Here is a 23,636-nt window from a genome sequence, read left to right as displayed (position 1 = left end):
CGCGATCAGGAGGCGACGGCGGCCCGGCGCAAGTCGCGCGCCTTGGTCAGGATGATGCCTTCGAGTTGCTGGACGGTGGCCGCCTGAACGGGAGCATCGACCCAGTTCCCGCCCTGATTGACCTGACGGCTGGCGGCGACGCGCAGCGCATCGGCGCGCAGGTCGGAATCGAGGATGGTGACGGTCATCTTGACCCGCTCGCCCGGATTTTGCGGATTGGCGTACCAGTCGGTGACGATGACGCCGCCGGCGCTGTCCGCTTGAAGCAGCGGTGCGAAGCTGACCGCTTCCAGGGCAGCGCGCCAGAGGTAGGAATTGACGCCGATCGAGGTCACCTGCGCCGCGGCGAGGTCCGCGCGCGGAGCCTCACGCCCACCGCAGGCAGCCAGCGAGAGAACGGCGACGGAGGACAGCGCGATGAGCGCCGGGCGGCGAATTGTCGAAAGAGTGGCGCGCATGGTCTGGCGAGGTCCTTGAAAATCTGTCGATACGATATGGCGTCAGGCGGCCTGCGCCGCCATTCGGTTGCTGCCGCTTCTATAGAGCGCGTGGCGTGACGGGCAAGGCCGCACGGCACCGCAGCGCACTCGTGCAAAGCGGCAGGTTCGGGCTTCGATTTGGGGCGAGAAGGCTTGAATGGGCGCTTAATCGGGCGGGCGCGACGGCTTAAGGACTGAGAGGGGATCGCGACCTCGACGAAAGTGTCGCCTGCTGGCGGACGATTGCGCCTGTTGAAAGACGGTCACAGTTTCGCGTCAATTTGCGAGCAATGGCGATCGGGACTCGCGAGCGCTCGTCCGGCCTCCTACAACATTCGATGAAGCACCGGAATTCGGCGAGTCGTCGGGATATCGGGGCTTCGCGCACGGGACTTGATAAAGGATGAGAGTCAGGAACGGTTCAGCCCTTTACGGGTCTAGCAATCGGGCTCTTATGAAAACGGGGATGCGATAGAGGTGTCGACTGGACGCACATCCGAGCGGAAGAACAGGCTGTTGCCTGCGCTGCTTGCCGCGTCCTGCGTCCTCGCGGTTCCGGCAACCGGACTGGCGCTCGACAACGACGACGGACCGGTGCGCGGTACGATGGTCGATGCCCGCTTTGCTCCGTTCACGCCTGCCAATATCGATCCCGCTTTCGCACGCGAAGTCGCTGCCAGCATCGGCGCGAAGGGTCTTCGCTTTACGCCCGCCGATTCGCCTGTGTCGCGCACCAGCCGCGAAGTAACGGTCGCCGTGCGCGTCGATCCGGTCACTGCCCGCGCCATCTCGGTCCGCCGGGCGATTGCCGATACGGCCAGCGAAAGCGCCTCCGGCCGCTCGCTCGCCATTGCTCCGACCGGCTACAATCTCGGCATCTCGCGCGGCTATCAGAGTTTCGCGAAGCCTGCTCAGCCGGCAGTTCCTTCGGTCGGTCGGCGTGACACGCCGCTGGCCGATCTCGACGATTTCGCGCTGGAGCGGCGGAATACCGACAAGCCGAGCCGTTTCCGCCCGACCATCGTGCTCGATACAGAGCGCGGCACCATGTCGCGCTCCGCCACGCCGCTCGACCCCGAGACGGAGCAGCGGATGGACATTTCCGGCTCCTACAGCGTGACGCGCAATCTCGACGTGACGGCGGGCGTGCGTTACTCGCAGGAGCGTGATCGCATCGCTCCGCTCACCGACGAGGTGCAGGACAGCCAGGCGGTCTATGTGGGAACGCAGTTCCGCTTCTGACGCTCGCGAGTATCCGGCGAGACTTTCCTGCGCCGGTTTCCTGACAGAACATTCTTCGAATACGAATGCCATGCCGCATCGCTTTACGCCATGCGCATAATCCCTCTTGCCCGCTTCGTCAGCGCGCTTAAGAATGACGTAACGTAAACCAAGAAAACAGGAGAGGTTCATGGCGCGAGTAGCAGTCGTCACCGGAGGAACGCGGGGCATCGGTCGCGCCATTTGCGAAATGCTCAGGGACGAGGGCATGACCGTCGTCGCCAATTACGGCGGCAATGACGATGCAGCGAAGAAATTCTCGGACGAGACCGGTATCGCGACCTACAAGTGGGATGTCGGCGATCATCAGGCCTGCCTCGACGGATGCAAGACGATCGAGGACGAAGTCGGCCCGATCGACATCGTCGTCAACAATGCCGGGATCACGCGCGACGGCGTACTGCACAAGATGAGCTTCGACGACTGGAACGAAGTCATGCGCATCAATCTGGGCGGATGCTTCAACATGGCGAAGGCCTGCTTTCCAGGAATGCGCGAGCGCAAATGGGGCCGGATCGTCAATATCGGCTCGATCAACGGGCAGGCCGGGCAATACGGGCAGGTGAACTACGCCGCGGCCAAGTCGGGCATTCACGGCTTCACCAAGGCGCTGGCGCAGGAAGGGGCGCGCAGCGGCATCACGGTGAACGCCATCGCACCCGGCTATATCGACACCGACATGGTCGCCGCCGTGCCCGAGCCGGTGCTGGAGAAGATCGTCGCGAAGATCCCCGTGGGCAGGCTCGGCCAGGCGAACGAGATCGCTCGCGGTGTTCTGTTCCTGTGTCGCGAGGAAGCGGGCTTCGTCACCGGCTCGACGCTCAGCATCAATGGCGGGCAGCACATGTATTGAGCGGATTCGCGTCCGTCTGCGACTTCGACAGTGGGAAAAAATGCGCCTTTCTCATACGGCGCTTCGGCTTCCCCTGTTCGCGAGCCATGCGGCAGGGCCAGCCTTCGAGAGCTTGGGCGCGCGAAAAATTCCCGTAGATTCAATGCGAGCTTAACCTATGTTGTAAAACCGTCTCGCTTTCGAACAGGCGGGACCCTGTATCATCGTTAGACGCGCGCTTTGCCGTGCTTTTTGATCGCCTTCAATTTCTCAAGTCTGCTGCCACGTTCGGAAGGGGTTTCCGATCGGGGTCGGAATCTGGGGAAATGAGAAATGATTCGCACAACCAAACTGGGCATGGTCGCCGCGGCGTTTGCTGCCGTCACCATCGCCGCACCGGCCAGCGCCGGCACCATTGTCCTGAGCGGTAGCAACAGCAACGGCTCGACGGGCAACCAACGCAGCTTCTCCGACGGCGAAACGAGCGTCGTCGCAAGCGGCTGGTCGATCGACAGCGACGGCAAGGTGCGCGAAGGCGCGCTCGGTCAATGGAGCCATGGGCTCGGCGTGATGAACTCGAGCGGCGACAATTCGCACACGGTCGACAATTCGGGCCGCATCGATTTCGTCCTGCTGCAATTCGCGGAAGAGGTCATCCTCGACACCGTGACCTTCAACACCGGCTGGCACGGAATGTACGATACCGATGCAACCATCGGCGTCTCGAATACGATGTTCACGACGACGCCCGATTGGAACTACGTCGCTGCGACGAGCGCACTTGCCGGATACAACTTCTTCGAGGCGATTTCGAACGGCGGCGGAAGCCAGACCCGCGGCGTCAATCCGTCGGGCTTCTCGGGCAATAGCTGGATCATCGCAGCGTCCGCCAGCAATTACGATCATTACAAGGACGGCTTCAAGCTGGCCGCGATCACCTTCCAGACCGTGCCCACGGCAGCCGTTCCGGAACCGGGCACTTGGGCACTGATGCTGGTCGGCTTCGGCTTTGCCGGCGGCATGATGCGTCGCCGCAAGCAGGTCGTTCGTTCGAGCGTCGTCTACGCCTGATCGCATCCACCCTTTTCGAGCTTTCGATCAAATTACTGGGCCGTCCGCCAATCGCGCGGGCGGCCCTTTTTTGCGTGAGCTATCCCGATCATATCTCACTCAAGATAAATGCCGACGACGCGCCAATTGCCGTTTTCGCGCACAAGCGTCACCGTTTCGAGCATATCGGCTTGCTGCGCGAAGTCGGTGCGGTATTTTACGACCATATAGCCTTGCGGAGTTGGCGGCATCTCGGCCGATACGAGTCGCCGCGACTGCGTTACCCCCAAGGGTTCGCGTACCTGAGAGAGAGCATTGCGCCAGGCATCGAGAGTATTCGACGCGCGAAAGTTCTCGGCAGTCAGCGCGTAGCTGCCTTCGGCATCGCCCGTATCGCTTAGTTCCAGCCAGTAGCGCGCGGCTGCTTCGGCCTGGCCTTCCTGGCTTTCCACGGCTGCAACCTCTTTATCGGTAGTGGCGGGATTAAGCCCTAGCGCGAGGGCAGCAAAGATAAGGGACATGATAAGCACTCCTGCAAGAATGTAGGCGCGGGGGATCCGCGCCTTGCCATCGTCTTGCGACTGCTCGTCATCTGGCGCGCCGTCCCCCTCGTCGGCATCCCCCAAAGTCTTGTGTCCAAGGAAATGGGGGGTATCGCTTTCGCGCTCGAACAAAAGGCGCGCCGCTTCCTTGCTGCTGGTCACGTCGAGCTTGCGCCGCGCGTTGCGCAGTCGCTCGTTTACCGTATGGACCGACAGGCCGAGCGTTCCGGCCATCGATTTCGCGTCGTGGCCGTAAAGCAGGAGGCGCAGCGTCTCGCGCTCCTTCTCGCTCAGGCTGTCATAGCCATCTTCCATCGTGCCGCCGCGCTCCGTCATGAGTGCACTCGGCTAGTTAGCGCGGCAAGGTCTCACCACCCCAAAAAATTCGTATCGCCTGTGCGATACGCTATGAGGCACGGCATGACCCCGCCCTATCATCCGCCAGTCAAGCGCTCGGTCGCGATTGCCGGGCACAAGACCTCGATCAGTCTCGAGCCGCTGTTCTGGGACATGCTGCGCGAGGCTGCGGCACGACGCGACATCCCGATCGCGCGGCTCGTCGCCGAGATCGATGCAGAACGCATTCGCTCGCAGACCCCGCCCGGTCTCGCCAGCGCCATCCGCATCTGGCTGGTGAGCCAGGATAACGCGGGCTAGGAACGACGGCGCGCAAGCAAAAAGGCGACAGTATTTGCTCCTGCCGCCCTTTGCTGTTTGGTAACGAGGAAAAATTCGTCAGTATTTCGCGGTTGCGTCGCTTGCCGGGAATGTTTCGTCGAGCGTCTCGTCGGTCGTACTCATCCGGTCATGTGTTGCCGTTGCGTCGGCGCCAGCGTTGCGGAACTGACCCTTCGGCTCGCCGCTTGCGAAGGCGACGCCGTTATTGTCGGTCTTGTTCTTCTCGAAATACTTGTATCCTGCGTAACCCAGCGCACCGAGCGTCGCCAATTTCAATAGTGCCATGTCAAAAATCCTTTCGTGTTCGTGTCAGATCAACGCTGCCACGTCGCGAAAGGTCCGACAGGCATCCTTAATCGTCGCCAACCCGTTCTATATCAGCGCCGACAAGCTGCAATTTCTCTTCCAGCCGTTCGTATCCGCGATCCAGATGATAGACGCGGCGCACCTGCGTTTCACCGGTGGCGGCCAAGGCAGCGATGATGAGGCTCATCGAAGCGCGCAGGTCGGTCGCCATGACTTCGGCCCCGTTCAACTCGTCCACTCCGTGAACGACGGCGGTGCGCCCCGTCGTCTCGATATGCGCGCCCATGCGCGAGAGTTCGGGCACGTGCATGTAACGGTTCTCGAAAATGGTTTCCTTGAGTACGCTCGTACCGTCCGCCTTGCAGAGGAGGCTCATGAATTGCGCCTGCATGTCGGTGGCAAGGCCGGGATAGGGCGCGGTCGACAGATTGGTCGCCTTCAACTGTCCGTTCGCCTCGACCCTGACGCGCTTTTCATCGCCTTCGACCTCGACCCCGATATTGCGGAGCGCATGCATGGTCGCCGCCATGTCGCTCGCTTTCGCGCCCTCGAGCGTCACGCTGCCGCCGGTTATGGCCGCAGCGCAGGCATATGAGCCCGCTTCGATCCGGTCGGGCATGACCTTGTAGGTCGCGCCGTTCAGCCGCTCGACGCCGTGGATCGTCAGGTCGGACGAGCCGATGCCCTCGATCTCGGCGCCCATCGCGCAGAGCAGGTTGCACAGATCGACGATTTCCGGCTCGCGCGCGACATTGGTGAGGCGGGACGTGCCGCTCGCCTTGACCGCGGCCATGACGGCGTTCTCCGTCGCTCCGACCGAGACGACCGGGAAGTCGTAGTCTCCGCCCGCCAGCCGTCCGCCCGGCGCACTTGCCCGGACATAGCCCTGCGCGAGTTCGATTTCCGCGCCGATTGCTTCCAAAGCCTTCAGATGCAAGTCGATGGGCCGATTGCCGATGGCGCAGCCCCCCGGCAGCGATACCGTCGCTTCTCCCGCGCGGGCGAGCAAGGGACCCAGCACGAGGATCGAGGCGCGCATTTTGCGCACGAGATCGTAGGGCGCCGTGGAATTGGTTATGCGCGTCGCCTGCAGCGTGACGACCCGGCCGAAATCTTCCGGGCGCGCGCCCGCGATCGAATGGCTGACGCCGAACTGGGTCATCAGGTGCTGGAACCCGTCGATGTCCGCGAGGCGGGGCAGGTTGCGCAGCGTGACCGGTTCGTCGGTCAAAAGGGCGCAGGGAATGAGCGTGAGGGCGGAGTTCTTGGCGCCCGAGATCGGAATCGTTCCCGACAGGCGGTTGCCGCCACGAATGATGAGCTTGTCCATAGGGCCAGCGGTTTAGCCGGATTGTCCGTCAGCACAAGTCGCCAGCGCGGGAAGGCGGGCGGGTGACGGTCGACGCGGCGGCTATCCCTCGGTCTCCGATTGGAACAGGTGGCGTGCGCATCGGTTGACGGGGCGACCCCATCCGTTCAACGCGAAAGCCGACATGACACAGCACAAACCGATCAAGAAAGCCGTCTTCCCCGTAGCAGGGCTTGGCACTCGCTTCCTTCCGGCAACGAAGGCCATCCCCAAGGAACTCCTGCCGATCGTCGACCGCCCACTCATCCAGTATGCGGTGGACGAGGCGCGCGAGGCGGGGATCGAGCAGATCATCTTCGTGACCGGGCGCGGCAAGACCGCCATCGTCGAGCATTTCGACGTCGCCTTCGAACTCGAAACGACGATGGAGGAACGCGGCAAGGACATGTCGGTGCTCGATCCCACGCGTGCGACACCGGGCGACATCATCACCGTGCGTCAGCAGGTCCCGCTCGGGCTCGGCCATGCGATCTGGTGTGCGAGGGCCATCGTCGGCGACGATCCCTTCGCCATCCTCCTGCCGGACGAACTGATGGTGGGCGAGCCGGGTTGCATGAAGCAGATGGTCGAGGCCTATGACGAGGTCGGCGGCAATCTCATCAGCGTTCTGGAAATCCCGCACGAGGACGTCTCCTCCTACGGGGTGATCGATCCGGGCGAGGAAAAAGGTTCGCTGACCGAAGTGAAGGGACTGGTCGAGAAGCCGCCCGTCGCCGAAGCGCCGTCGAACAAGATCGTGTCGGGCCGCTATATCCTTCAGCCCGAGGTGATGGGCGTCCTGAAAGATCAGGGCAAGGGCGCGGGCGGAGAAATCCAGCTGACCGACGCAATGGCGAAGATGATCGGTTCGCAGCCCTTCCACGCCGTCACTTTCGAAGGCAATCGCTACGATTGCGGCAGCAAGACGGGGTTCGTCGAAGCGACCCTGGCCCTCGCGCTGGAGCGGGAAGACATGGGCGACGAAGTGCGCGAAATCGCGCGCCGCCTGCTGGGCTGAGCGGCTGCAAACATATGTTGTCGGGTGGTGCCCTGCCGCTGCTGAGGCTCGCTTGAACGTAAGCGACGAAACGTAAGGGCCATCGGGCGCTTCCATAAAGGTATCACACCTTTTCAAAAAGGAAGAGCCATGAGCCACGACACGAACGACCGGTCCGGTGGATGGATCGGCCCGGCCATCGGCATCGGCGCCGCATTGGGCGCTGCCGCCTTCGCCTACACCAACACCCAGCGCAAGAAGCGCGACTGGGGCGATGACGCCCCCGGCTATACCGCCCGCCGCGGCTTCGGCGAGTATTCCGTCGTCGGCCGGACAGTCACCATTCGCAAGCCGAAGAGCGAATTGTTCGCCTTCTGGCGCGACTTCACGAACCTGCCCGATTTCATGGAGAACCTCGAGAAGGTTGCCGTCAAGGGCGGCGACCGGTCCGTCTGGACAATCAAGGCTCCTGCCGGGCAGAGCGTCGACGTCGAGACGGAAATCGTCAGCGAGAAGCAGGAAGAACTCATCGCGTGGCGCTCCGTCGAGGATTCGGACATCGATACCGAGGGCCGCGTCGCGTTTGAGGACGCACCAGGAGAGCGCGGCACGCGTGTCTCGCTGATCGTCGCCTACAAACCGCCTGCCGGCGACCTTGGACGGGCGATCGCCAAGCTGTTCCTGCGCGAACCCAACGTCCAGGCGCGCCACGACCTCAAACGGTTCAAGATGCTGATGGAAACCGGCGAGATCGCCACCTCGGCCCGCACCAAGGACCAGACCCGCAAAGCCAAGCAGCAGCAGAAGGAGAACGCCTGATGCGCGCCCTTACCTTTCACGGAACGCACGACGTGCGCGTCGATACGGTATCCGATCCCGAAATCATCAATCCGCGCGATGCCGTCATCAAGGTCACCTCGACCGCGATCTGCGGCAGCGACCTTCATCTTTACGACGGAGTCATTCCCGGCGTGATGACGGGCGACGTGCTCGGCCATGAATTTATGGGCGAAGTCGTCGAGACCGGCACCGACAGCACCCTCAAAAAAGGTCAGCGGGTCGTCGTTCCGTTCACCATCGCCTGCGGCGGATGCTTCCACTGCAAGGTCCAGCAATATTCGGCCTGCGACAACTCGAACCCGGTCGAAAAGCAGGATCTGTCGGCAACGCTTTATGGCCATCCGATGGCTGGCCTGTTCGGCTATTCGCACCTCACCGGCGGTTATTCCGGCGGGCAGGCGGAATATGTCCGTATTCCGTTCTCGGACGTCGGTCCGATCGTCGTTCCCGACCATCTGGACGATGACAAGGTCCTCTTCCTCTCCGACATCCTACCGACCGGCTGGATGGCTGCGGAAAATGCGGACATTCAGCCCGACGACACGGTCGCCGTATGGGGCGCCGGTCCCGTCGGTCTGTTCGCCGCGCAATCCGCTCTCGTCATGGGTGCAGCGCGGGTCATCGTCATCGACCACTATCCGCATCGCCTAGAACTGGCGCGCGGTCTCGGCGCGGACATCATCAACTTTCGCGAGACGGACGTCCGCGAGGCGTTGATGGAGATGTCCGGCGGCATCGGCGTGGATGCGGTCATCGACGCGGTCGGGATGGAATCGCATGGTTTCGCGATCGACAACATGATCGACGTCGTGAAGCAGAAAGTCGGCATCGGCGCAGACCGGGCGAGCGCCCTCAAACAGGCGCTGCTTGCCGTGCGGTTCGGCGGAAAAGTCTCGATCCCCGGCGTCTATGGCGGGATGACCGACAAGTTCCCCATCGGCGCACTGATGGAAAAGGGCGTCAGCATCGGCACGGGCCAGACTCACGTGCAGAAATACCTCAAGACGCTTCTCGAAAAGATCGAGGAAGGTGAGATCGATACGACCTTCCTGATCAGCCATCACCTGCCGCTCGAGGATGCGCCGACCGGCTACAAGAACTTCAAGGAAAAGCAGAACGAATGGACGAAGGTCGTGCTTCGTCCCGGAATGGAGACAACTACATGAGCAAGAACCCGATCGACAAACTATCCGGCCTCGCCGTCATCACAGGCGGTTCGAGCGGCATCGGCCTCGAACTGGTCAAGCTCGCCGCAAAGGACGGATGCGACATCCTGATCGCGGCCGACCGCGAACTCGAACAGGGCGCTGCAGCGGCCCGCGCGTCAGGCGCAGCCTCCGTCGAGACGGTCGAAGCTGATCTCGCGACCAAGGAGGGCGTCGACAAGCTGATGGATGCTATCGGCTCGCGCCATGTCGACGTGCTCATGGCGAATGCCGGAGCAGGCGAGGGCGGCAAGTTCCTCGACACCGAGTGGGGTGAGGTAAAGCACACCATCGATACGAACGTGACTGGCACGGTCAGCCTCATTCACCGCGTCGGACGCGCCATGCGCGACCGCAATGCCGGCCGAATTTTGGTGACCGGCTCGATCGTCGCCGATATGCCCGGCCCGTTCAATCTCACCTACAATTCGACCAAGGCCTTCATCGTCGATTTCTGTGTCGGCCTCGCCAACGAGTTGAAGGAAACTGATGTCGTCGTCTCGTGCCTCCTGCCGGGCGTGACCGATACCGAGTTCTTCGAGGAAGCCGATATGGAAGGCACCGGCGTCCAGCAAAGTAACATGAAGGCCGATCCTGCGAAGGTCGCAAAGGACGGCTATGACGCGTTGCTCGACGGCGAAGTGAAGGAGGTCAGCGGCCTTCTGAACAAGGTGCAGTATCTCTTCGCCGACATCCTGCCCGATGGCCTCGTCGCAAAGATGCACCGCCAAATGGCGAAACCGCGCGAATCTGCGGACGCCTGATTGAAAAACAGGGGGCGTGCCGTCTCATTGGAGAGGCGCACGTCCCTTTTGCTTCAGGTCTAGGCGCTCGGCAGACGAACGGTTTGAACCTCAGTCCGCCGCCGCGGCGTATTCTTCCTTGAGCTTGCGCTTGTAGAGCTTGCCGTTCGCCTCGCGCGGAAGGTCGCTGCGAAAGTCGATCTGCCGGGGAAGTTTCATGCGCGCGAGGTGCGCCGCCAGGAAATCGGTAAGTTCACTTGCCAGCGCTTCGCCCGCATCCTCCATCCGCTCCGGCTGAACGACCGCGACGACGCGCTCTCCCATCTCCTCGTCCGGCGCGCCGATGACGGCGGCGTCCGTCACCTTGTCGTGGGTAACGAGAAGGTTCTCGATTTCCTGCGGGTAGATGTTCACGCCGCCGGAGATGATCATGTTGCTCTTCCGATCGGTGAGATAGAGAAAGCCCTCCTCGTCCACCCGTCCGATATCGCCCAGCGTCGTCCAGCCTTGTGCGTTCGTGACGCTCGCCGTCTTTTCGGGATCGTTGTGATAGGCAAAGGGCGTCGGCGCCAGCCAGTAGATGAGGCCGGTATCGCCCGCGGGCAACTCGTTGCCGTACTCGTCGCAGATATGCAGTTCGCCGAAGATCGGGCGGCCGACGGTTCCAGGATGGGTCAGCCAGTCGGTCGAGGTCACGAAGGTCATGCCGTTGCCCTCGCTGCCGGCGTAATATTCCTGGATGATCGGACCCCACCAGTCGATCATCGCCTGCTTGACCGGAACGGGACACGGGGCGGCAGCATGGATTGCGCGCTTCAGGCTCGACAGGTCGTATTTGCCGCGCACTTCCTCGGGCAGCTTGAGCAGGCGCACGAAATGGGTCGGAACCCATTGGCTCGTGTCGATCTCGTATCGCTCGATTGCGGCGAGCGCGGCTTCCGGATCGAACTTCTCCATGACGACGACCGTCCCGCCGAGGCGGTGCACGCTCGCACACCAGCGCAGCGGCGCGGCATGATAGAGCGGAGCGGGTGAAAGGTACCGGCACGTTCCGTCGCCCGGGACGCCGAACACCGCCGTCATCACCATGACGAGCGGATTGGGCCCGGCCTGCGGATCGGGGTCGGGGACCGTCGGCTTGATCCCCTTGGGCCTGCCGGTCGTGCCGGAGGAATAGAGCATCTCGTAGCCCGCAACCATGTCGGATGGCGATGCATCGCGTTGCGCGGCAAGGGCTTCGGCGGCATCCTCCGAACCTTCGCCGCCGAAGATCAGCATGGAAAGATCGGGTTTGAGCTTGCGCAGTTCGTCGACAAGAGACGCGAACCTGTCCGAGGAAACGATAAGCTTTGCCGAACTGTCGTCGAGGATATAGGCGGTTTCTTCGGCAGTCAGATGGGTCGAGACGGGGACCATGACCGTCCCGATCCTTTGCGATCCCCACATCAGCGGCAGATATTCGATCCGGTTCTCGAGATAGACGGCGAAGGCGTCGCCGGGCTGCATCCCCTGTTCCCTCAGCCAGTGGGCAAAGCGATTGGCGAGCCCGTCCATTGCCGCATAGCTCAGCGTTTCGCCGCTCTGCGCCATGATGATCGCGGGCCGGTCGGGATGCTCTGCGGCGTGCTGGATGGGGTGCATGGGCGGCGTCTCTCCTCGCGCGTATGAATTGAGCGGCAACATCGTTTTTCGGTTGCCATCTGCAATCTATACTATCGCAAGTGCGTCGCCCGGCAAGGCCCAACCGTCATTGCCGGTTCTATCGCGGGCATAAGAAAAGGCGGCAGGATCCCGCCTGCCGCCCTTTAGTATGTCGGGAACCAACCGACATTCCCCCACGCCCGTGGGTCTGGAGAAACCCTTACCGCTGGCCGCCGCGTCCGCCCTCGCCCATTTCGTATGCGAATTCCTGCTGCGCCTCGCTCTCGACCATATAGGGAGCGGGGTTGACCGCCTGACCAGCGACGCGGACTTCATAATGAAGGTGCGGACCCGTCGAATTGCCGGTCGAACCGACGTAACCGATGATGTCGCCCTTGCGGACCTTCTGCCCGCTGCGAACATTCATGCTGGAAAGGTGGGCGAAGCGCGTTTCGAGCTGCGCGCCATGCTCGACCTTGATGTAATTGCCGTAGGAACCGGAATAGGTTGCCGTGTCGACGATGCCGTCTGCCGTCGCATAGACCGGCGTTCCGGTCGGCGCGGCGAGATCGACGCCGTGATGATTGCGACGTCCGCCGAAGATCGGATGGGTGCGCTCGCCATAGCTGCTCGACATGCGCGCCTGACCGAGGGGCATCCCCGAAGGAACCGAGATCTGCGGCATGGCGGCCTGTCCGGCCTGACGCTGTTCATGGGTGCGCCACTGCGCGTAGAGCTGGCGGTATTCGGCATCCTCGTCACCAATGACGAGCGGGCTTTCGCCAACGCTCGCGGCAGCGGTGGAGGACGCGCTGCCGACCACGATGTCCTCGGCCTGGGCCGGAGCGGCCGCGACCATGAAAAGGGCGGCAGGCACAGCGGCCAGTCGTGCGAAAGTGGTTGGCTTCATAATTCGTCCCGTCTTGCCGACCGTCATTCGAACGGTGCGACCCCTGAAGCGAAAAGACTGCTATCCCTAAGCAGCGTCGCGTTTCCCAAAAAAGTCCGGAACTTGTGTCCGGTTTGCGTGTTGAGAGTAGCTACGGTTCAATGGTTAACAGAATCAAGCGACACCTGCGCTTGCCGCGATAAACCGATTGTCGATTGCGCCGAGTCGATCAAAACGACAATTTCCGCCTTCGAAATCGCTAACGGTCTGGCGCGCCTTGCATAATCGCCGGCGCCGCGCAGCATGACGATCATCCCTTCGAAAAGGCTTGGCGTCACCGCGGTTTGCCGCCGGTTCGATGTCAAGCGGCGCCGATGAGATGATTCGTTCCAGGCGATTCGCAGGGAAACCCGATCGATCGATTCGCCCTTACCGGCTCAGCCTTTCGCCGCCGCGAGCACCTCGTCAGCGTGGCCCTTCACCTTTACCTTCGGCCATTTCCTGACGATCTTGCCGTCCTCGCCAACGAGGTAGGTCGTGCGGACCATGCCCATGAAGCTCTTTCCGTACATCGACTTTTCGGTCCAGATACCGAGCGCGTCGGACAGACCGCCCTCCTGCGCATCGGTCGCGAGGGGCACGGAAAGGTCATGCTTGGTGATGAAGTTCCGGTGCTTTTGCGGCGAATCCTTGCTGATGCCCAGTAGTGCGACGCCTGCCTTGTCGAACTCCAGCTTCAACGCGCTGAAGTCCTTGGCCTCGGTCGTGCAGCCGGGCGTATTGTCCTTGGGATAGAAGAAGAAGACCGCCTTCTGCCCCTTGAAGTCCTTTGGGCTCACCATGTTGCCTTCGGGAGTTTCCATCGCGACATCAGGCATCGCATCGCCTTCCTGCGGCCAGTTCTCTGCGCTCATTCCTCGATCCTTAGTTGCGTGCCGAACACGGCTTTCCAGCTTGCCGCCACCCTATGGCGCGCGCCGAGCAGATTGTCCAAGAGCGCGGGCATGTCGCTGGTGCCGCACGCCTTCGCCAGCACCTCTCCTGCGGCACCATGCCATTCGTCGAGCTCGGGCGCGAGCAGTCTTGCAGAAACGAGAATGCGGTTCATCAGCGCATTCGCCTCTCGCAATCCGGCGGCATCCTCGATCAATCCCGCCTCGCCGAGCCCGGCCAGCGCCGCATCGAGGTCGGGGTCGATGGCGACGCGCTCGCGCAGCTGGAGATAATGGGCAAGGAATTCGAGATCGACCAGCCCGCCGCGCAGCAGTTTCGCATCGAGACGCCCGGCGGGCTGCTTGTGTTCGGCCATCTCGCCGCGCATCTTGAGAACGGCTTCGCGCAGATCGCCCGCATCGCGCGGAGCGGCCAGCACTTCGTCCACCAGTGCATCCAGTTCCTCGCGGACTTCGGGCAGTCCGGTGACCGTTCGCGCCCGGATGAGCGCCATGTGCTCCCAGGTCCAGGCATTCTCCCGTTGATACCGCGCGAAGCTCTCGAAACTGACGGCGATCGGCCCCTGATTGCCTTGCGGTCTCAAGCGCGTGTCGACTTCGTAGAGCGCACCTTGCGCCGTGGGAACGGAAAGGGCGGCGGTCACACGCTGCGCGAGCCTGTTGAAATAAAGCGTCGCTCCGAGCGGACGATCGCCATCCGATTCCGCCTCGTGCGAGCCGTTGAACAAATAGACGATGTCGAGATCGGAGGCATGGGTGAGCATCCCTCCGCCCAGCCGGCCTAGTGCCAGCACGACGAGGTCCACGCCGTCGATGCGGCCATGCTTTTCCGCGAACTCGCGCGCTGCCGCCGCGCTCGCGACCTGCAAACCCGCTTCCGCCGTTCGGGAAAGACCCGCCGCGATGTCGAGCGGATCGTGCGCCGCTTCGATCAGCTGCACACCGAGGGCGAAGCGTATCTCGCTCGTCACGATCCGGATGCGGTCGAGCTGGTCCTCGTAATCGAGTTCGTCACCGGCAGGCCGCATTGCCGCCGCCAGTTCCTCGACACTGCCCGGCAGGTCGAAGGCCGTGCGGTCGATCAGCGGGTCGAGCAGTTCGGGACGGCGCGCCAGTTCGTCGGCCAGCGGCGGAGCCAGGCTGACAATCCGGACGAGCTGATCCAGCAGTGCCGGGCGCGCTTCAAGCAGGCGGAAGAGATTGACGGCGCTCGGCAGCCTTTCGAGCAGCCCTTCGAACCGGAGCATCGCGCGGTCGGGATCGGGCGTCGCCGCCATCGCCTTCAGTAGGTCGGACTGCACCGCGAACAGGGCATGACGTGCCGCCTCGCTTCGCAGGGCGCGATAGCGGCCATCCACCCAGTTTGCCGTCCGATCAAGCCAGTCCTCGCGCTTTTCCGCTTCGAGATCGGGCAGCGATGCCACCGATACCGATGTTTCCGGAGGCGAAAGGTCGCGATCTTCCGCGATAAGCTGATCGAACCGGGTCGCGACGCTTTCACAGATGGGTTTCAGGTAAGCGATCAGCGCCTTGCCGTCCGCCAATCCATGCAATCGCGCGACATTGTCGAGCGCATCTGCTTTCGGCAGCGAATGGGTCTGCTGATCCGCAACCATCTGCAACCGGTGCTCGATAACGCGCAGGTTGTCATAGGCCTCTCCCAGGCGAACCGCGTCCTCCGCCTCGATCCGACCAGCCGCGGCGAGCGCGTCGAGTGCCGCCCGCGTACCTGCAACGCGCAAGGACGGGTCGCGTCCGCCGTGAATGAGCTGATGCGTTTGCGCGAAGAACTCGATCTCCCGAATGCCGCCGCGTCCCTGCTTCACGCTGAAACCGGGCGACGGTTCGGGCGGACCCTTGTGCGTGTCGCGGATGCGGTGGGTCAGTTCGCGAATTTCGTCGATGGCTCCGAAATCGAGGCTTCGCCGCCAGATGAAGCTGTCGATCTGGTCGAGGAACGCTTCCCCCGCCGCTACGTCGCCCGCGGCGCTTCGTGCCCGGATGAAGGCCGCGCGCTCCCATGCGAGCGCACTGGATTCGTAATGCGATAACGCACCGCCCAGCGGCACAACGAGGGGGCTGACCTCGGAAGCGGGACGAAGGCGCAGATCGACGCGAAAGACGAAACCTTCTGCGGTGTTGTCCGACAGCAGGCGAACCCATTGCCGCACGTAACGCTGCGCAGCTTCGCCCGGATCGTCGCGCTCTCGGCAGGGCAGTCGCTCCGGATCGTAGATGAGAATGGGATCGATGTCGGAGGAATAGTTGAGTTCGCGCGCACCAAGCTTTCCCAGCGCAAGGGCGAAAATGCCGTCCGTCGCCTGCTCATCGACGCGCCTCGCCACGACCGCCTGAAGCGCGCGGTGCATGGCGCGATCGGCGAAGTCGGACAATCGGCCCATGACGAAACCGACCGGGAAGGCTCCCGCAAGATCGCCGATGCCGAGGACCAGCGCCAATGCCGAGCGCTCCCTTCGCAAGGCGATCGATGCGTCGGCCGCTTCGCCCTTCTCCGCTGCGAGCTGCAGCGCCGCCTCGCCGTCCCCCTCGTGAAGCAAATCGGCGATGTCCGGCCAGCGCTCGATCTCTTTTGCGAGAAACGGCGAATGATCGCGCGCGCGCTTTAGTGCGGAGGGCCAGTCGGACGACATCCTCGCTCTTGTGCATGGCCGCAGCTTCGAGGGCAACAGCGGGTTCGGGCGCGCCCCTTGCTAACAACAGCCCGCTCTGCGAGACAGAGGTGAATGACGAATATCAAGGACTTCCCCCCGATGACACGCCTTCTCAAAGCCCTTCCCCTCACTGCGCTGGTTCTTGGCCTCGGCGCCTGCGCCACCATGCCCGCTGCCCAAAACGACGTCGCATCGCTCGACATTCCCGAAGTCGCGCCCGGCGACATCTCACAGGAAACGATGGTGAACGTCACGCGCACCCTGTCCTCCGACGAGTTCGAGGGGCGCGCACCCGGCACGATCGGCGAGGAGAAGACCGTCGCCCTTCTCAAGGAACGTTTCCGGCAAGCTGGTCTCCAGCCCGGCAATAACGGGTCCTGGGTACAGGAAGTGCCGCTGGTCGAGATCACCGGGCGTGATTACGCTCCGCTGACCGTCACCGGCAACGGCGTAAATATGAGCTTCGATTATGCAAGCGACTGGGTCGGGGTGACCTATCGCGAGGATGCGCGGACAACGCTCGACAATAGCGAACTCGTCTTCGTGGGTTACGGCATCAATGCGCCTGAACGCGGCTGGAACGATTACGAGGGCGTCGACATGACCGGCAAGACCGCCGTCATTCTCGTCAACGATCCCGACTACGAAAGCGAAATGCTCGAAGGCACGTTCGGCGGACGCGCCATGACCTATTACGGGCGCTGGACCTACAAATACGAGGAAGCGGCACGGCAAGGTGCGGCAGGGGCGATCATCGTGCATGACGAGTTTCCCGCAGCCTATGGCTGGAACGTCGTCGAATCGTCCTGGTCCGGGCCGCAGGCCTATGCGCAGCGCGGACCGAACGCCCCGCCGCTTACGAAGATGAACGGCTGGGTGCAGAAGGGCGTGGCGCAGCAGATCCTGACGGCAGCCGGATACGATCTCGCCACGTTGAGCGCAGCGGCGAAGCGGCAGGATTTCGAAGCCGTACCGCTCGGCCTGACCGCATCGACCAGCTTTTCGAGCGATATCCGCAAATTCGCCTCGCAGAACGTCATCGGCGTTTTGCCTGGGCAGGAGCGCCCTGACGAATACGTCATGCATACCGCGCATTGGGATCACCTCGGCCGTTGCACGCCTGCGCCCGACGGCGACGACATCTGCAATGGCGCAGTCGACAATGCCACCGGTACGGCGGCGCTCGTCGCGCTGGCAGAGGCTCATGCCGATGCAGGGGCGACCGATCGCAGTCTCGTCTTCCTGGCCGTGACCGCCGAGGAATCAGGTCTGCTCGGCGCGGACTACTACGCTGCAAACCCAGTTGTCCCGCTCAGCCAGACGGTCGGCGGGATCAACATGGACGCGTTTCAGGTTGCCGGCCCGGCGAAGGACGTGCTGGTCGTCGGCGGCGGCAAGAGCGAACTCGACCAGTTCCTCGAAGCGGCTCTTACGGATGTAGGCCGCGTTGCTACGCCGGAACCGACACCGGAAAAGGGCTTCTATTATCGCTCTGACCACTTCGCCTTCGCAAAGCGCGGCGTGCCGATGCTCTATATCGACGGTGGTGAAGATCTGGTCGAAGGCGGCATCGAAGCGGGTGCGGCGGTTGCAGCCGACTATACCGAGAACCGCTATCATGGGCCCAAGGACGAGTTCAACGAGAACTGGGACTGGTCGGGCGTGATGAACGATTTGCAACTGTTCTATCGCCTCGGTCGCATGATGGGCAATTCCGCAAGCTGGCCGAACTGGGTCGAGGGCGACGAATTCCGCGCCATCCGCGACGAGAGCTGCGCGGCGGGCGAAGGCTGCTGATCGGCAGATACCGGGACGCAGTCTGATGAGCGTGGTGATGCCGCCCGAATGGGCACCGCAGGACTGGCTGTGGATCGGCTTTCCGCATGACGGTGACGAATGGCCGGGCTTTCTAGCCGAGGCGCAGAGGCAGATTGCGGCCTTCGCCAACGCCGTCGCGGAAAGCGGGCAGGAGGTGCGGCTGCTCGTCAGGGATGCGGCGAACGAGGCTCATGCGAAATCTCTCGTCGGGGCAAACGTCCGGCTCGAACGGCGGGCCTATGGCGATATCTGGTTGCGCGATACCGGACCGCTCGTCGTGTCGGCGGATGGCAAGCGCGCCGCCCGCCGCTTCGCCTTCAACGGCTGGGGCGAGAAATACCTTATGGAGGGCGACGAGACGATCGGCGCCGAACTGGCAGAGGATGCTGGCCTGCCGCTGACGGTTGCGAACTGGATACTGGAAGGCGGAGCCATCGACGGCGACGGTACGGGAACGGTCCTCACGACAGAACAGTGCCTTCTGAACCCCAATCGCAACCCGTCCCTCTCGCGCGAGGCCATCGCGGAACGGCTTGCGCGCGATCTTGGCTTTGGACGGGTCTGCTGGTTCGGCGACGGTCTCGTCAACGATCACACCGACGGTCACGTAGACAATCTTGCCCGCTTCGTAGCCGAAGGGGAGATCGTCCTCGCCGAACCTTCGGGCAGTGACGATCCGAACGCCGCGATCTATGCGGATGCGAGACGGCGCGCAGAGGCTTTCGGCCTCGAGGTGCATTCCATCCCGTCCCCCGGCCTCGTCACGCGCGGCGATCGTCCAGAACCGGCGAGCTACGCCAATTTCGCCATCACTTCCTATCTGGTTGTCGTGCCGACCTTCGGCCGTCCGCAGGACGAGGCCGCGGTGGAGGCTATCGGCGCTTTGTTTGCCGACCGGGCGACCATCGGCCTGCCCGCCGATGCCGTGCTGGCCGGCGGCGGGGGCTTTCATTGCGCCAGTCAGCAAATGCCGAGCCGCGAAGCCGTTCGCAAATAGGCGTCGAGCCGACGCTGTAGATTAACGGTAAGGTTTTGTTAGGACATTGCGCGGAAAAGGGCGGCATGGCTCACGCAATCGCTTTTGCCCGCACCCATGCGGCGACGTTCCGGACACGGGACTGGACCCGAAAGACCGTCGTCGGTCTATGCGGAGCAGCGCTGGTTTGCGCAGGACCCTTCCTGCCCTTCTGATTCGCCAGACGGCTCGTCAGAATAGGCGAACGACCGCCGCGAGCGCCGCGCCGCCGAGCACCAATCCGACGATTATCCGCCAGGTCCGGTCGCCGATCCTGCCCGATGCCTTGTTGCCCAGCATGTTGCCGAGCAAAACCGCCGGAAACAGCAAGACGGCAAGTAGCGACAAGCGCCAGTCGAGGAGGCCCATTGCCGCCCCCGAGCCGAGGCCCGCAGCAGCGGCTATCGTAAAGATCAGCATCATCGACGCCTTCGCGATCTCGCGCGGCAGGTCGCGTCCGACATAGTAGGGGACCACGGGCGGACCGGGCATCCCGGCATAGCCCGTCATCAAGCCGCTCAGTAATCCGACCCCGCTGGTCGTCGCACGTCCCGGCAACCCCTCTGCCCGGCGCGGCAGAAGGATCGCGAGGAAGGCGGAAAAGGCGATTAGCGCGATGGCAAGGCGCGCTATGCCCGGCGGTGTTTGCGCCAATGCGACGAGACCCATAGGGGTCGTCACCACGACGATGCCCGCGATCGTCCAGGCCGTCCGCTCCGCATTGCGAATAAGGCGGCGAATCTCGGACAGGCCGATAAATACCGACAGGAAGTTGGCGAGCAGGACGGCCTCGACCGGGTCGAGCGCGAGCGCTAGGATCGGCACCAGCAGGATCGCCATGCCGAAGCCGGTGAGACCGCGCACGAAGGCCGAGCCGAATGCAGCGAACAGGGCGGCAACAAGCTGGACGAGCGCATAGCCCGCAACGAGTTCCATGACAGCGGCCCGGCGGCTTCGACCGTCGGCGTCAGCGCAGGTCGGGCGGGGTCGCCTCGCCCTTCAGCAAGGCGACTGCCTCATCGACGCTCATCACCCGCTGCTCCTTCTCGCCGAGCGTCCGCAAGGCGACAGTGCCTTCCTCGGCCTCGCGCTTGCCAACGATCAGCAGTTGCGGAACCTTGGCGAGGCTGTGTTCGCGGATCTTGTAGTTGATTTTCTCGTTCCGCAAATCCGCCTCTGCCCGCAAGCCGGCAGCCTCGAGTTTGGCCAGCACCTCGCCGGCATAGCCGTCGACATCCGAAACGATCGGCGCGACGACAGCCTGCACCGGCGCAAGCCAGAGCGGCAGCTTGCCCGCGAAATGCTCGATCGAGACGCCGATGAATCGCTCGAACGTGCCGAAGATCGCGCGGTGAAGCATGACCGGCCGGTGCCGCTCGCCATCCTCGCCGACATAGCTCGCATCGAGCCGTTCAGGCAGCACGCGGTCGCCCTGAATGGTACCCACCTGCCACGTGCGGCCGATCGCATCGGTCAGATGCCATTCGAGCTTGGGCGCGTAGAACGCACCCTCTCCGGGCAGTTCTTCCCAGCCGTAATCAGCGTTCGCCATCCCTGCTGCCACGACCGCGTCGCGCAGTTCCTGCTCGGCCTTGTCCCACATCTGGTCCGAGCCGAACCGTTTCTCCGGACGCAGCGCCAGTTTCACCTGATAGTCGAAGCCGAAATCGGAATAGACCTCGTCGACGAGCCGGCAGAAACTGCGCACTTCCTCGATCACCTGATCCTCGGTGCAGAAGATATGCGCGTCGTCCTGCGTGAACTGGCGTACGCGCATGATGCCGTGCAGCGCCCCGTGTGGTTCGTTGCGGTGGCAGCAGCCCATTTCGCCGAGGCGGATCGGAAGGTCGCGATAGGATGTGATGCCCTGCTTGAAGACGAGGACGTGCGCAGGACAGTTCATCGGCTTGATCGCCATCCAGTCGGCATCGTCCGCGACTTTCGGGTTCGCCGGTCCGTCCCCCAGACCGTCCACTTCGGGCACGATGTCCGGCACCGCGAACATGTTCTCGGCATATTTGCCCCAGTGGCCCGACTGCGTCCATTGCCGGACGTCCATCAGCTGCGGCGTCTTGATCTCGCGATAGCCGGCCTTGTCCATCTTGCGGCGCATATAGGCTTCGAGTTCGCGCCAGATGCGATAGCCGTTGGGGTGCCAGAAGACGCTGCCATGCGCCTCTTCCTGAAGATGGAACAGGTCCATCTCGCGCCCCAGCTTGCGATGGTCGCGCTTTGCCGCCTCCTCCAGCCGGTGGAGATGCGCATCGAGCTGCTTCTTGTTGAGCCATCCCGTACCGTAGATGCGCGTCAGTTGCGCATTGTTCTGGTCGCCGCGCCAATAGGCGCCCGCCACGCGCATCAGCTTGAACGCCTGCGGATCGAGCTTGCCGGTGGAGGGCAGATGCGGTCCGCGGCACATGTCCATCCACGCACCCTCGCTGCCCGGTTCGCCCGACCAGTAGACCGTCAGTTCCTCGCCTTCGGGAAGCTCGCCTGCCCACTCTGCCTTGAAGTTCTCGCCTTCATTACGCCACTTCTCGATGAGGTCCTGCCTGTTCCAGACTTCGCGGACGAGCGGCTTGTCCGCCCTGATGATCTCCCGCATCTTCTCTTCGATCGCGGGCAGGTCGTCCATCGAGAACGGGTCGCGGCTGTCGGGCGCGAGCACGTCGTAGTAGAAGCCGTCCTCGGTCGCAGGGCCGAAGGTGATCTGCGTTCCCGGCCAAAGGGCCTGTACCGCTTCGGCAAGGACGTGAGCGTAGTCGTGCCGCGCGAGTTCGAGCGCGTCCGCCTCGTCGCGGCTCGTGATGAGAGCGAGTTCGGCGTCCCCTTCGAACGGTCTTGCAAGATCGCGCACTTCGCCATCGACACGCGCGGCGATTGCCGCCTTGGCAAGTCCCGGCCCGATCGCAGCAGCGACGTCGGCGGGCGTGGAACCCTGCTCGACCTCGCGCACGGAACCGTCAGGAAGGCTGATTTTCAGAAGTTCGGTCATTTCGCTCGCTCTTGATCCATCTCGCCGCGCAATGGCACAGGCCGGGCGGGACGCAAAGTCCGGCGTCGAGAGAGAATGGCGAAATTACCGGGAAGCGACGCCGTCAGCCCGGTAACGCCCGGGCAGCGGCCGCCGCGTCAGATGACCGCGACGATCCGCCCCCGGGCCGCGCCCGTGGTGGTGGTAGTTGTCGTTGTAGTCATCAAAGCCATGCCGAAGAGATACTTGGCGCTGCCGACATGCGCAAGACCGGAAAGGTTGCGCGTCAATCTGTAAAATAGACTTGACACCGTTCCGGCGCCTGTCTAGTTTCCTTTACATCGTTTCAAGGGAGTTTGACAAATGACACAGACGCACAAAGCAATCCTATTGGCAGCCACAATGTTCGGCATCGCGTTTCTCGCAGTGTTCGACATTGTGCCGGAGGAGTTCGCACAATGGGCCCCGCTGGCCATCCTCGCGATTTTTCCCAAGGTATGGCTCGGCCAATCCAGCCGTTGCAGCCTGACCCGGTCGGCCAAGTGACGACCGAGGCCCCTGGTCGGCCGGGCCTGTTCCGCCGGCCATCAACCTGGGGCGCGTCGATCTTCCTCGCATTCGGGCTGATCTTGCTGTTGCGCATAACCGACGCGATCGACGCCACGACGGGCTTCATCCTGATGGTCGCGGCGATGACGCTGATGTTCCCGCTCGTGAAGACAGCCCTCGCGCGCCAAAAGGCGCAGGGCTATCTCAGTCCGGCGATAACCCGCTATAACCGGCGGTTCCTCCTTGCTTCGTTCGGTTACGTGCTGGGCCTCGGCCTTGCAGTAACGATCAACGATCGGGTCGCCCTGAGCGATGGGGAGACGATCCTCATCGCCCTGCTTCCGATCATCCCGGTCTTCGGCATGATCTGGACGATGGCGCGCTACATCGTGGAAGAGGAGGACGAATATCTGCGCCATCGGGCCATCATGGCCAGCCTCACGGGCCTTGGCCTCGTGCTCACTTTCGGCACCTTCTGGGGCTTCCTCGAGACGTTCGAAGTGGTGCCTCACATCTGGGCGTGGTGGGTCTTTCCCGCATGGGCGATCGGCATGGGTATCAGCCAGTGCTGGTTGGCCTTTCGCGACCGGACCGGAGGGCGATCGTGAAGAACCGCCTCAAGGTCCTGCGCGCGGAGCGGGACTGGTCGCAGCAGACGCTTGCAGAAAAACTCAACGTGTCGCGGCAGTCGGTCAACGCGATCGAGACGGGACGCTACGATCCCTCCCTGCCGCTCGCCTTCCGCATTGCCGATCTGTTCGAACTGCCGATCGAGGCGATCTTCCTGCGCGATACCGAATCGTAACACCGCCGGCCTATTGGCG

The 23,636-nt window shown here is 63.1% G+C and carries 23 protein-coding genes; 13 read left to right on the top strand and 10 right to left on the bottom strand.

Translation table 11 applies throughout. From position 1 onward, the window contains the following. Positions 1-5: 5 nt before the first annotated feature. A complete protein-coding gene (locus tag GRI38_RS08695; RefSeq protein WP_160682681.1) occupies positions 6-458 on the bottom strand; it encodes a DUF3576 domain-containing protein in 453 nt (150 codons plus the stop codon). A gap of 537 nt (positions 459-995) precedes the next feature. On the opposite strand from GRI38_RS08695, the gene GRI38_RS08690 reads away from it, so the two are divergent. The 3 genes from GRI38_RS08690 (at position 996) to GRI38_RS08680 (ending at position 3,663) form a co-directional block, all read left to right on the top strand. Continuing rightward, positions 996-1,721, top strand: coding sequence for a hypothetical protein (locus tag GRI38_RS08690; protein ID WP_237487466.1), 726 nt, complete (start codon positions 996-998; stop codon positions 1,719-1,721). Positions 1,722-1,890: 169 nt separating this feature from the next. Next, positions 1,891-2,613, top strand: coding sequence for an acetoacetyl-CoA reductase (gene phbB, locus GRI38_RS08685; RefSeq protein ID WP_160682677.1), 723 nt, complete (start codon positions 1,891-1,893; stop codon positions 2,611-2,613). A gap of 312 nt (positions 2,614-2,925) precedes the next feature. Next, a complete protein-coding gene (locus GRI38_RS08680; protein ID WP_237487465.1) occupies positions 2,926-3,663 on the top strand; it encodes a PEPxxWA-CTERM sorting domain-containing protein in 738 nt (245 codons plus the stop codon). Between the two features lie 95 nt (positions 3,664-3,758). Here the strand turns inward: GRI38_RS08680 and GRI38_RS08675 are convergent, their stop codons facing one another. Next, positions 3,759-4,520 (bottom strand): helix-turn-helix domain-containing protein, encoded by a 762-nt coding sequence (locus GRI38_RS08675; protein ID WP_237487464.1) that lies wholly within the window; start codon positions 4,518-4,520, stop codon positions 3,759-3,761. Positions 4,521-4,604: 84 nt separating this feature from the next. Here GRI38_RS08675 and GRI38_RS08670 point away from each other — a divergent pair, with 84 nt between their 5' ends. Continuing rightward, entirely contained in the window at positions 4,605-4,841 is a 237-nt protein-coding gene (locus tag GRI38_RS08670) for a ribbon-helix-helix domain-containing protein (protein WP_160682675.1), read from the top strand. A gap of 78 nt (positions 4,842-4,919) precedes the next feature. Here the strand turns inward: GRI38_RS08670 and GRI38_RS08665 are convergent, their stop codons facing one another. Beyond that, positions 4,920-5,147, bottom strand: a complete 228-nt coding sequence (locus tag GRI38_RS08665) for a hypothetical protein (protein ID WP_160682673.1) — start codon at positions 5,145-5,147, stop codon at positions 4,920-4,922. 67 nt (positions 5,148-5,214) lie between these two features. Next, entirely contained in the window at positions 5,215-6,498 is a 1,284-nt protein-coding gene (gene murA / locus GRI38_RS08660; protein ID WP_160682671.1) for a UDP-N-acetylglucosamine 1-carboxyvinyltransferase, read from the bottom strand. A gap of 163 nt (positions 6,499-6,661) precedes the next feature. On the opposite strand from murA, the gene galU reads away from it, so the two are divergent. The 4 genes from galU to GRI38_RS08640 all read left to right on the top strand — a co-directional run bounded on the left by galU (position 6,662) and on the right by GRI38_RS08640 (position 10,322). Continuing rightward, positions 6,662-7,534, top strand: coding sequence for a UTP--glucose-1-phosphate uridylyltransferase GalU (gene galU, locus GRI38_RS08655; protein WP_160682669.1), 873 nt, complete (start codon positions 6,662-6,664; stop codon positions 7,532-7,534). 129 nt (positions 7,535-7,663) lie between these two features. Continuing rightward, entirely contained in the window at positions 7,664-8,332 is a 669-nt protein-coding gene (locus GRI38_RS08650; protein WP_160682667.1) for an SRPBCC family protein, read from the top strand. Further along, positions 8,332-9,519, top strand: a complete 1,188-nt coding sequence (locus GRI38_RS08645; protein WP_160682666.1) for a zinc-dependent alcohol dehydrogenase — start codon at positions 8,332-8,334, stop codon at positions 9,517-9,519. The genes GRI38_RS08650 and GRI38_RS08645 overlap by 1 nt, the downstream gene beginning before the upstream one ends. Further along, the gene (locus GRI38_RS08640) at positions 9,516-10,322 is read left to right on the top strand and encodes an SDR family NAD(P)-dependent oxidoreductase (protein WP_160682664.1); all 807 of its coding nucleotides are present in this window, start codon (positions 9,516-9,518) and stop codon (positions 10,320-10,322) included. The genes GRI38_RS08645 and GRI38_RS08640 overlap by 4 nt, the downstream gene beginning before the upstream one ends. 90 nt (positions 10,323-10,412) lie before the next feature. Here GRI38_RS08640 and GRI38_RS08635 read toward each other — a convergent pair whose 3' ends face one another. The 4 genes from GRI38_RS08635 to glnE form a co-directional block, all read right to left on the bottom strand. Then, entirely contained in the window at positions 10,413-11,942 is a 1,530-nt protein-coding gene (locus tag GRI38_RS08635; protein WP_160682662.1) for an acyl-CoA synthetase, read from the bottom strand. Between the two features lie 220 nt (positions 11,943-12,162). Next, positions 12,163-12,852, bottom strand: coding sequence for a M23 family metallopeptidase (locus tag GRI38_RS08630; RefSeq protein WP_160682660.1), 690 nt, complete (start codon positions 12,850-12,852; stop codon positions 12,163-12,165). Positions 12,853-13,268: 416 nt separating this feature from the next. Further along, positions 13,269-13,745 (bottom strand): peroxiredoxin, encoded by a 477-nt coding sequence (locus GRI38_RS08625; protein ID WP_160682658.1) that lies wholly within the window; start codon positions 13,743-13,745, stop codon positions 13,269-13,271. Continuing rightward, a complete protein-coding gene (gene glnE / locus GRI38_RS08620) occupies positions 13,742-16,435 on the bottom strand; it encodes a bifunctional [glutamate--ammonia ligase]-adenylyl-L-tyrosine phosphorylase/[glutamate--ammonia-ligase] adenylyltransferase (protein WP_160682656.1) in 2,694 nt (897 codons plus the stop codon). Before glnE ends, GRI38_RS08625 begins: the two co-directional genes overlap by 4 nt. A 93-nt stretch (positions 16,436-16,528) precedes the next feature. On the opposite strand from glnE, the gene GRI38_RS08615 reads away from it, so the two are divergent. Continuing rightward, positions 16,529-18,253 carry a M28 family metallopeptidase gene (locus tag GRI38_RS08615; RefSeq protein WP_419880267.1) on the top strand — a complete coding sequence of 575 codons (1,725 nt, stop codon included), beginning with the start codon at positions 16,529-16,531 and terminating at the stop codon, positions 18,251-18,253. A 25-nt stretch (positions 18,254-18,278) separates the two neighbouring features. Next, entirely contained in the window at positions 18,279-19,271 is a 993-nt protein-coding gene (locus tag GRI38_RS08610) for an agmatine deiminase family protein (protein ID WP_160682654.1), read from the top strand. A 210-nt stretch (positions 19,272-19,481) separates the two neighbouring features. On the opposite strand, the gene GRI38_RS08605 is transcribed toward GRI38_RS08610, so the two are convergent. Continuing rightward, positions 19,482-20,225: a sulfite exporter TauE/SafE family protein gene (locus GRI38_RS08605; RefSeq protein WP_160682652.1), complete on the bottom strand. Its 744-nt coding sequence runs from the start codon at positions 20,223-20,225 to the stop codon at positions 19,482-19,484. A 31-nt stretch (positions 20,226-20,256) separates the two neighbouring features. Further along, positions 20,257-22,284 (bottom strand): threonine--tRNA ligase, encoded by a 2,028-nt coding sequence (thrS, locus tag GRI38_RS08600; RefSeq protein ID WP_160682650.1) that lies wholly within the window; start codon positions 22,282-22,284, stop codon positions 20,257-20,259. A gap of 342 nt (positions 22,285-22,626) precedes the next feature. On the opposite strand from thrS, the gene GRI38_RS08595 reads away from it, so the two are divergent. Genes GRI38_RS08595 through GRI38_RS08585 form a run of 3 tightly spaced genes read left to right on the top strand, consistent with a single transcriptional unit; the run spans position 22,627 to position 23,617 of the window. Then, a complete protein-coding gene (locus GRI38_RS08595; RefSeq protein ID WP_160682648.1) occupies positions 22,627-22,809 on the top strand; it encodes a hypothetical protein in 183 nt (60 codons plus the stop codon). Next, the gene (locus tag GRI38_RS08590) at positions 22,806-23,420 is read left to right on the top strand and encodes a hypothetical protein (RefSeq protein WP_160682646.1); all 615 of its coding nucleotides are present in this window, start codon (positions 22,806-22,808) and stop codon (positions 23,418-23,420) included. Before GRI38_RS08595 ends, GRI38_RS08590 begins: the two co-directional genes overlap by 4 nt. Beyond that, the gene (locus tag GRI38_RS08585; RefSeq protein ID WP_160682644.1) at positions 23,417-23,617 is read left to right on the top strand and encodes a helix-turn-helix domain-containing protein; all 201 of its coding nucleotides are present in this window, start codon (positions 23,417-23,419) and stop codon (positions 23,615-23,617) included. The genes GRI38_RS08590 and GRI38_RS08585 overlap by 4 nt, the downstream gene beginning before the upstream one ends. Positions 23,618-23,636 lie beyond the last annotated feature (19 nt).

It is taken from the genome of Parapontixanthobacter aurantiacus (assembly GCF_009827635.1).
GTDB classification, from domain to species: domain Bacteria; phylum Pseudomonadota; class Alphaproteobacteria; order Sphingomonadales; family Sphingomonadaceae; genus Parapontixanthobacter; species Parapontixanthobacter aurantiacus.
Note: the sequence above shows the minus strand (reverse complement) of the source record. Positions and strands in the feature narration are given on the sequence as shown.

What these genes read in the sequence shown, in the direction of transcription:
- GRI38_RS08680 (WP_237487465.1), top strand. Translation starts at nt 2,926, where the DNA reads ATGATTCGCACAACCAAACTGGGCATGGTCGCCGCGGCGTTTGCTGCC.
- GRI38_RS08645 (WP_160682666.1), top strand. Translation starts at nt 8,332, where the DNA reads ATGCGCGCCCTTACCTTTCACGGAACGCACGACGTGCGCGTCGATACG.
- GRI38_RS08695 (WP_160682681.1), bottom strand. Translation starts at nt 458, where the DNA reads ATGCGCGCCACTCTTTCGACAATTCGCCGCCCGGCGCTCATCGCGCTG.
- GRI38_RS08650 (WP_160682667.1), top strand. Translation starts at nt 7,664, where the DNA reads ATGAGCCACGACACGAACGACCGGTCCGGTGGATGGATCGGCCCGGCC.
- GRI38_RS08635 (WP_160682662.1), bottom strand. Translation starts at nt 11,942, where the DNA reads ATGCACCCCATCCAGCACGCCGCAGAGCATCCCGACCGGCCCGCGATC.
- GRI38_RS08615 (WP_419880267.1), top strand. Translation starts at nt 16,529, where the DNA reads ATGACGAATATCAAGGACTTCCCCCCGATGACACGCCTTCTCAAAGCC.
- GRI38_RS08605 (WP_160682652.1), bottom strand. Translation starts at nt 20,225, where the DNA reads ATGGAACTCGTTGCGGGCTATGCGCTCGTCCAGCTTGTTGCCGCCCTG.
- GRI38_RS08610 (WP_160682654.1), top strand. Translation starts at nt 18,279, where the DNA reads ATGAGCGTGGTGATGCCGCCCGAATGGGCACCGCAGGACTGGCTGTGG.
- GRI38_RS08675 (WP_237487464.1), bottom strand. Translation starts at nt 4,520, where the DNA reads ATGACGGAGCGCGGCGGCACGATGGAAGATGGCTATGACAGCCTGAGC.
- murA (WP_160682671.1), bottom strand. Translation starts at nt 6,498, where the DNA reads ATGGACAAGCTCATCATTCGTGGCGGCAACCGCCTGTCGGGAACGATT.
- GRI38_RS08595 (WP_160682648.1), top strand. Translation starts at nt 22,627, where the DNA reads ATGACACAGACGCACAAAGCAATCCTATTGGCAGCCACAATGTTCGGC.
- GRI38_RS08665 (WP_160682673.1), bottom strand. Translation starts at nt 5,147, where the DNA reads ATGGCACTATTGAAATTGGCGACGCTCGGTGCGCTGGGTTACGCAGGA.
- phbB (WP_160682677.1), top strand. Translation starts at nt 1,891, where the DNA reads ATGGCGCGAGTAGCAGTCGTCACCGGAGGAACGCGGGGCATCGGTCGC.
- GRI38_RS08630 (WP_160682660.1), bottom strand. Translation starts at nt 12,852, where the DNA reads ATGAAGCCAACCACTTTCGCACGACTGGCCGCTGTGCCTGCCGCCCTT.
- GRI38_RS08625 (WP_160682658.1), bottom strand. Translation starts at nt 13,745, where the DNA reads ATGAGCGCAGAGAACTGGCCGCAGGAAGGCGATGCGATGCCTGATGTC.
- thrS (WP_160682650.1), bottom strand. Translation starts at nt 22,284, where the DNA reads ATGACCGAACTTCTGAAAATCAGCCTTCCTGACGGTTCCGTGCGCGAG.
- GRI38_RS08640 (WP_160682664.1), top strand. Translation starts at nt 9,516, where the DNA reads ATGAGCAAGAACCCGATCGACAAACTATCCGGCCTCGCCGTCATCACA.
- GRI38_RS08670 (WP_160682675.1), top strand. Translation starts at nt 4,605, where the DNA reads ATGACCCCGCCCTATCATCCGCCAGTCAAGCGCTCGGTCGCGATTGCC.
- glnE (WP_160682656.1), bottom strand. Translation starts at nt 16,435, where the DNA reads ATGTCGTCCGACTGGCCCTCCGCACTAAAGCGCGCGCGCGATCATTCG.
- galU (WP_160682669.1), top strand. Translation starts at nt 6,662, where the DNA reads ATGACACAGCACAAACCGATCAAGAAAGCCGTCTTCCCCGTAGCAGGG.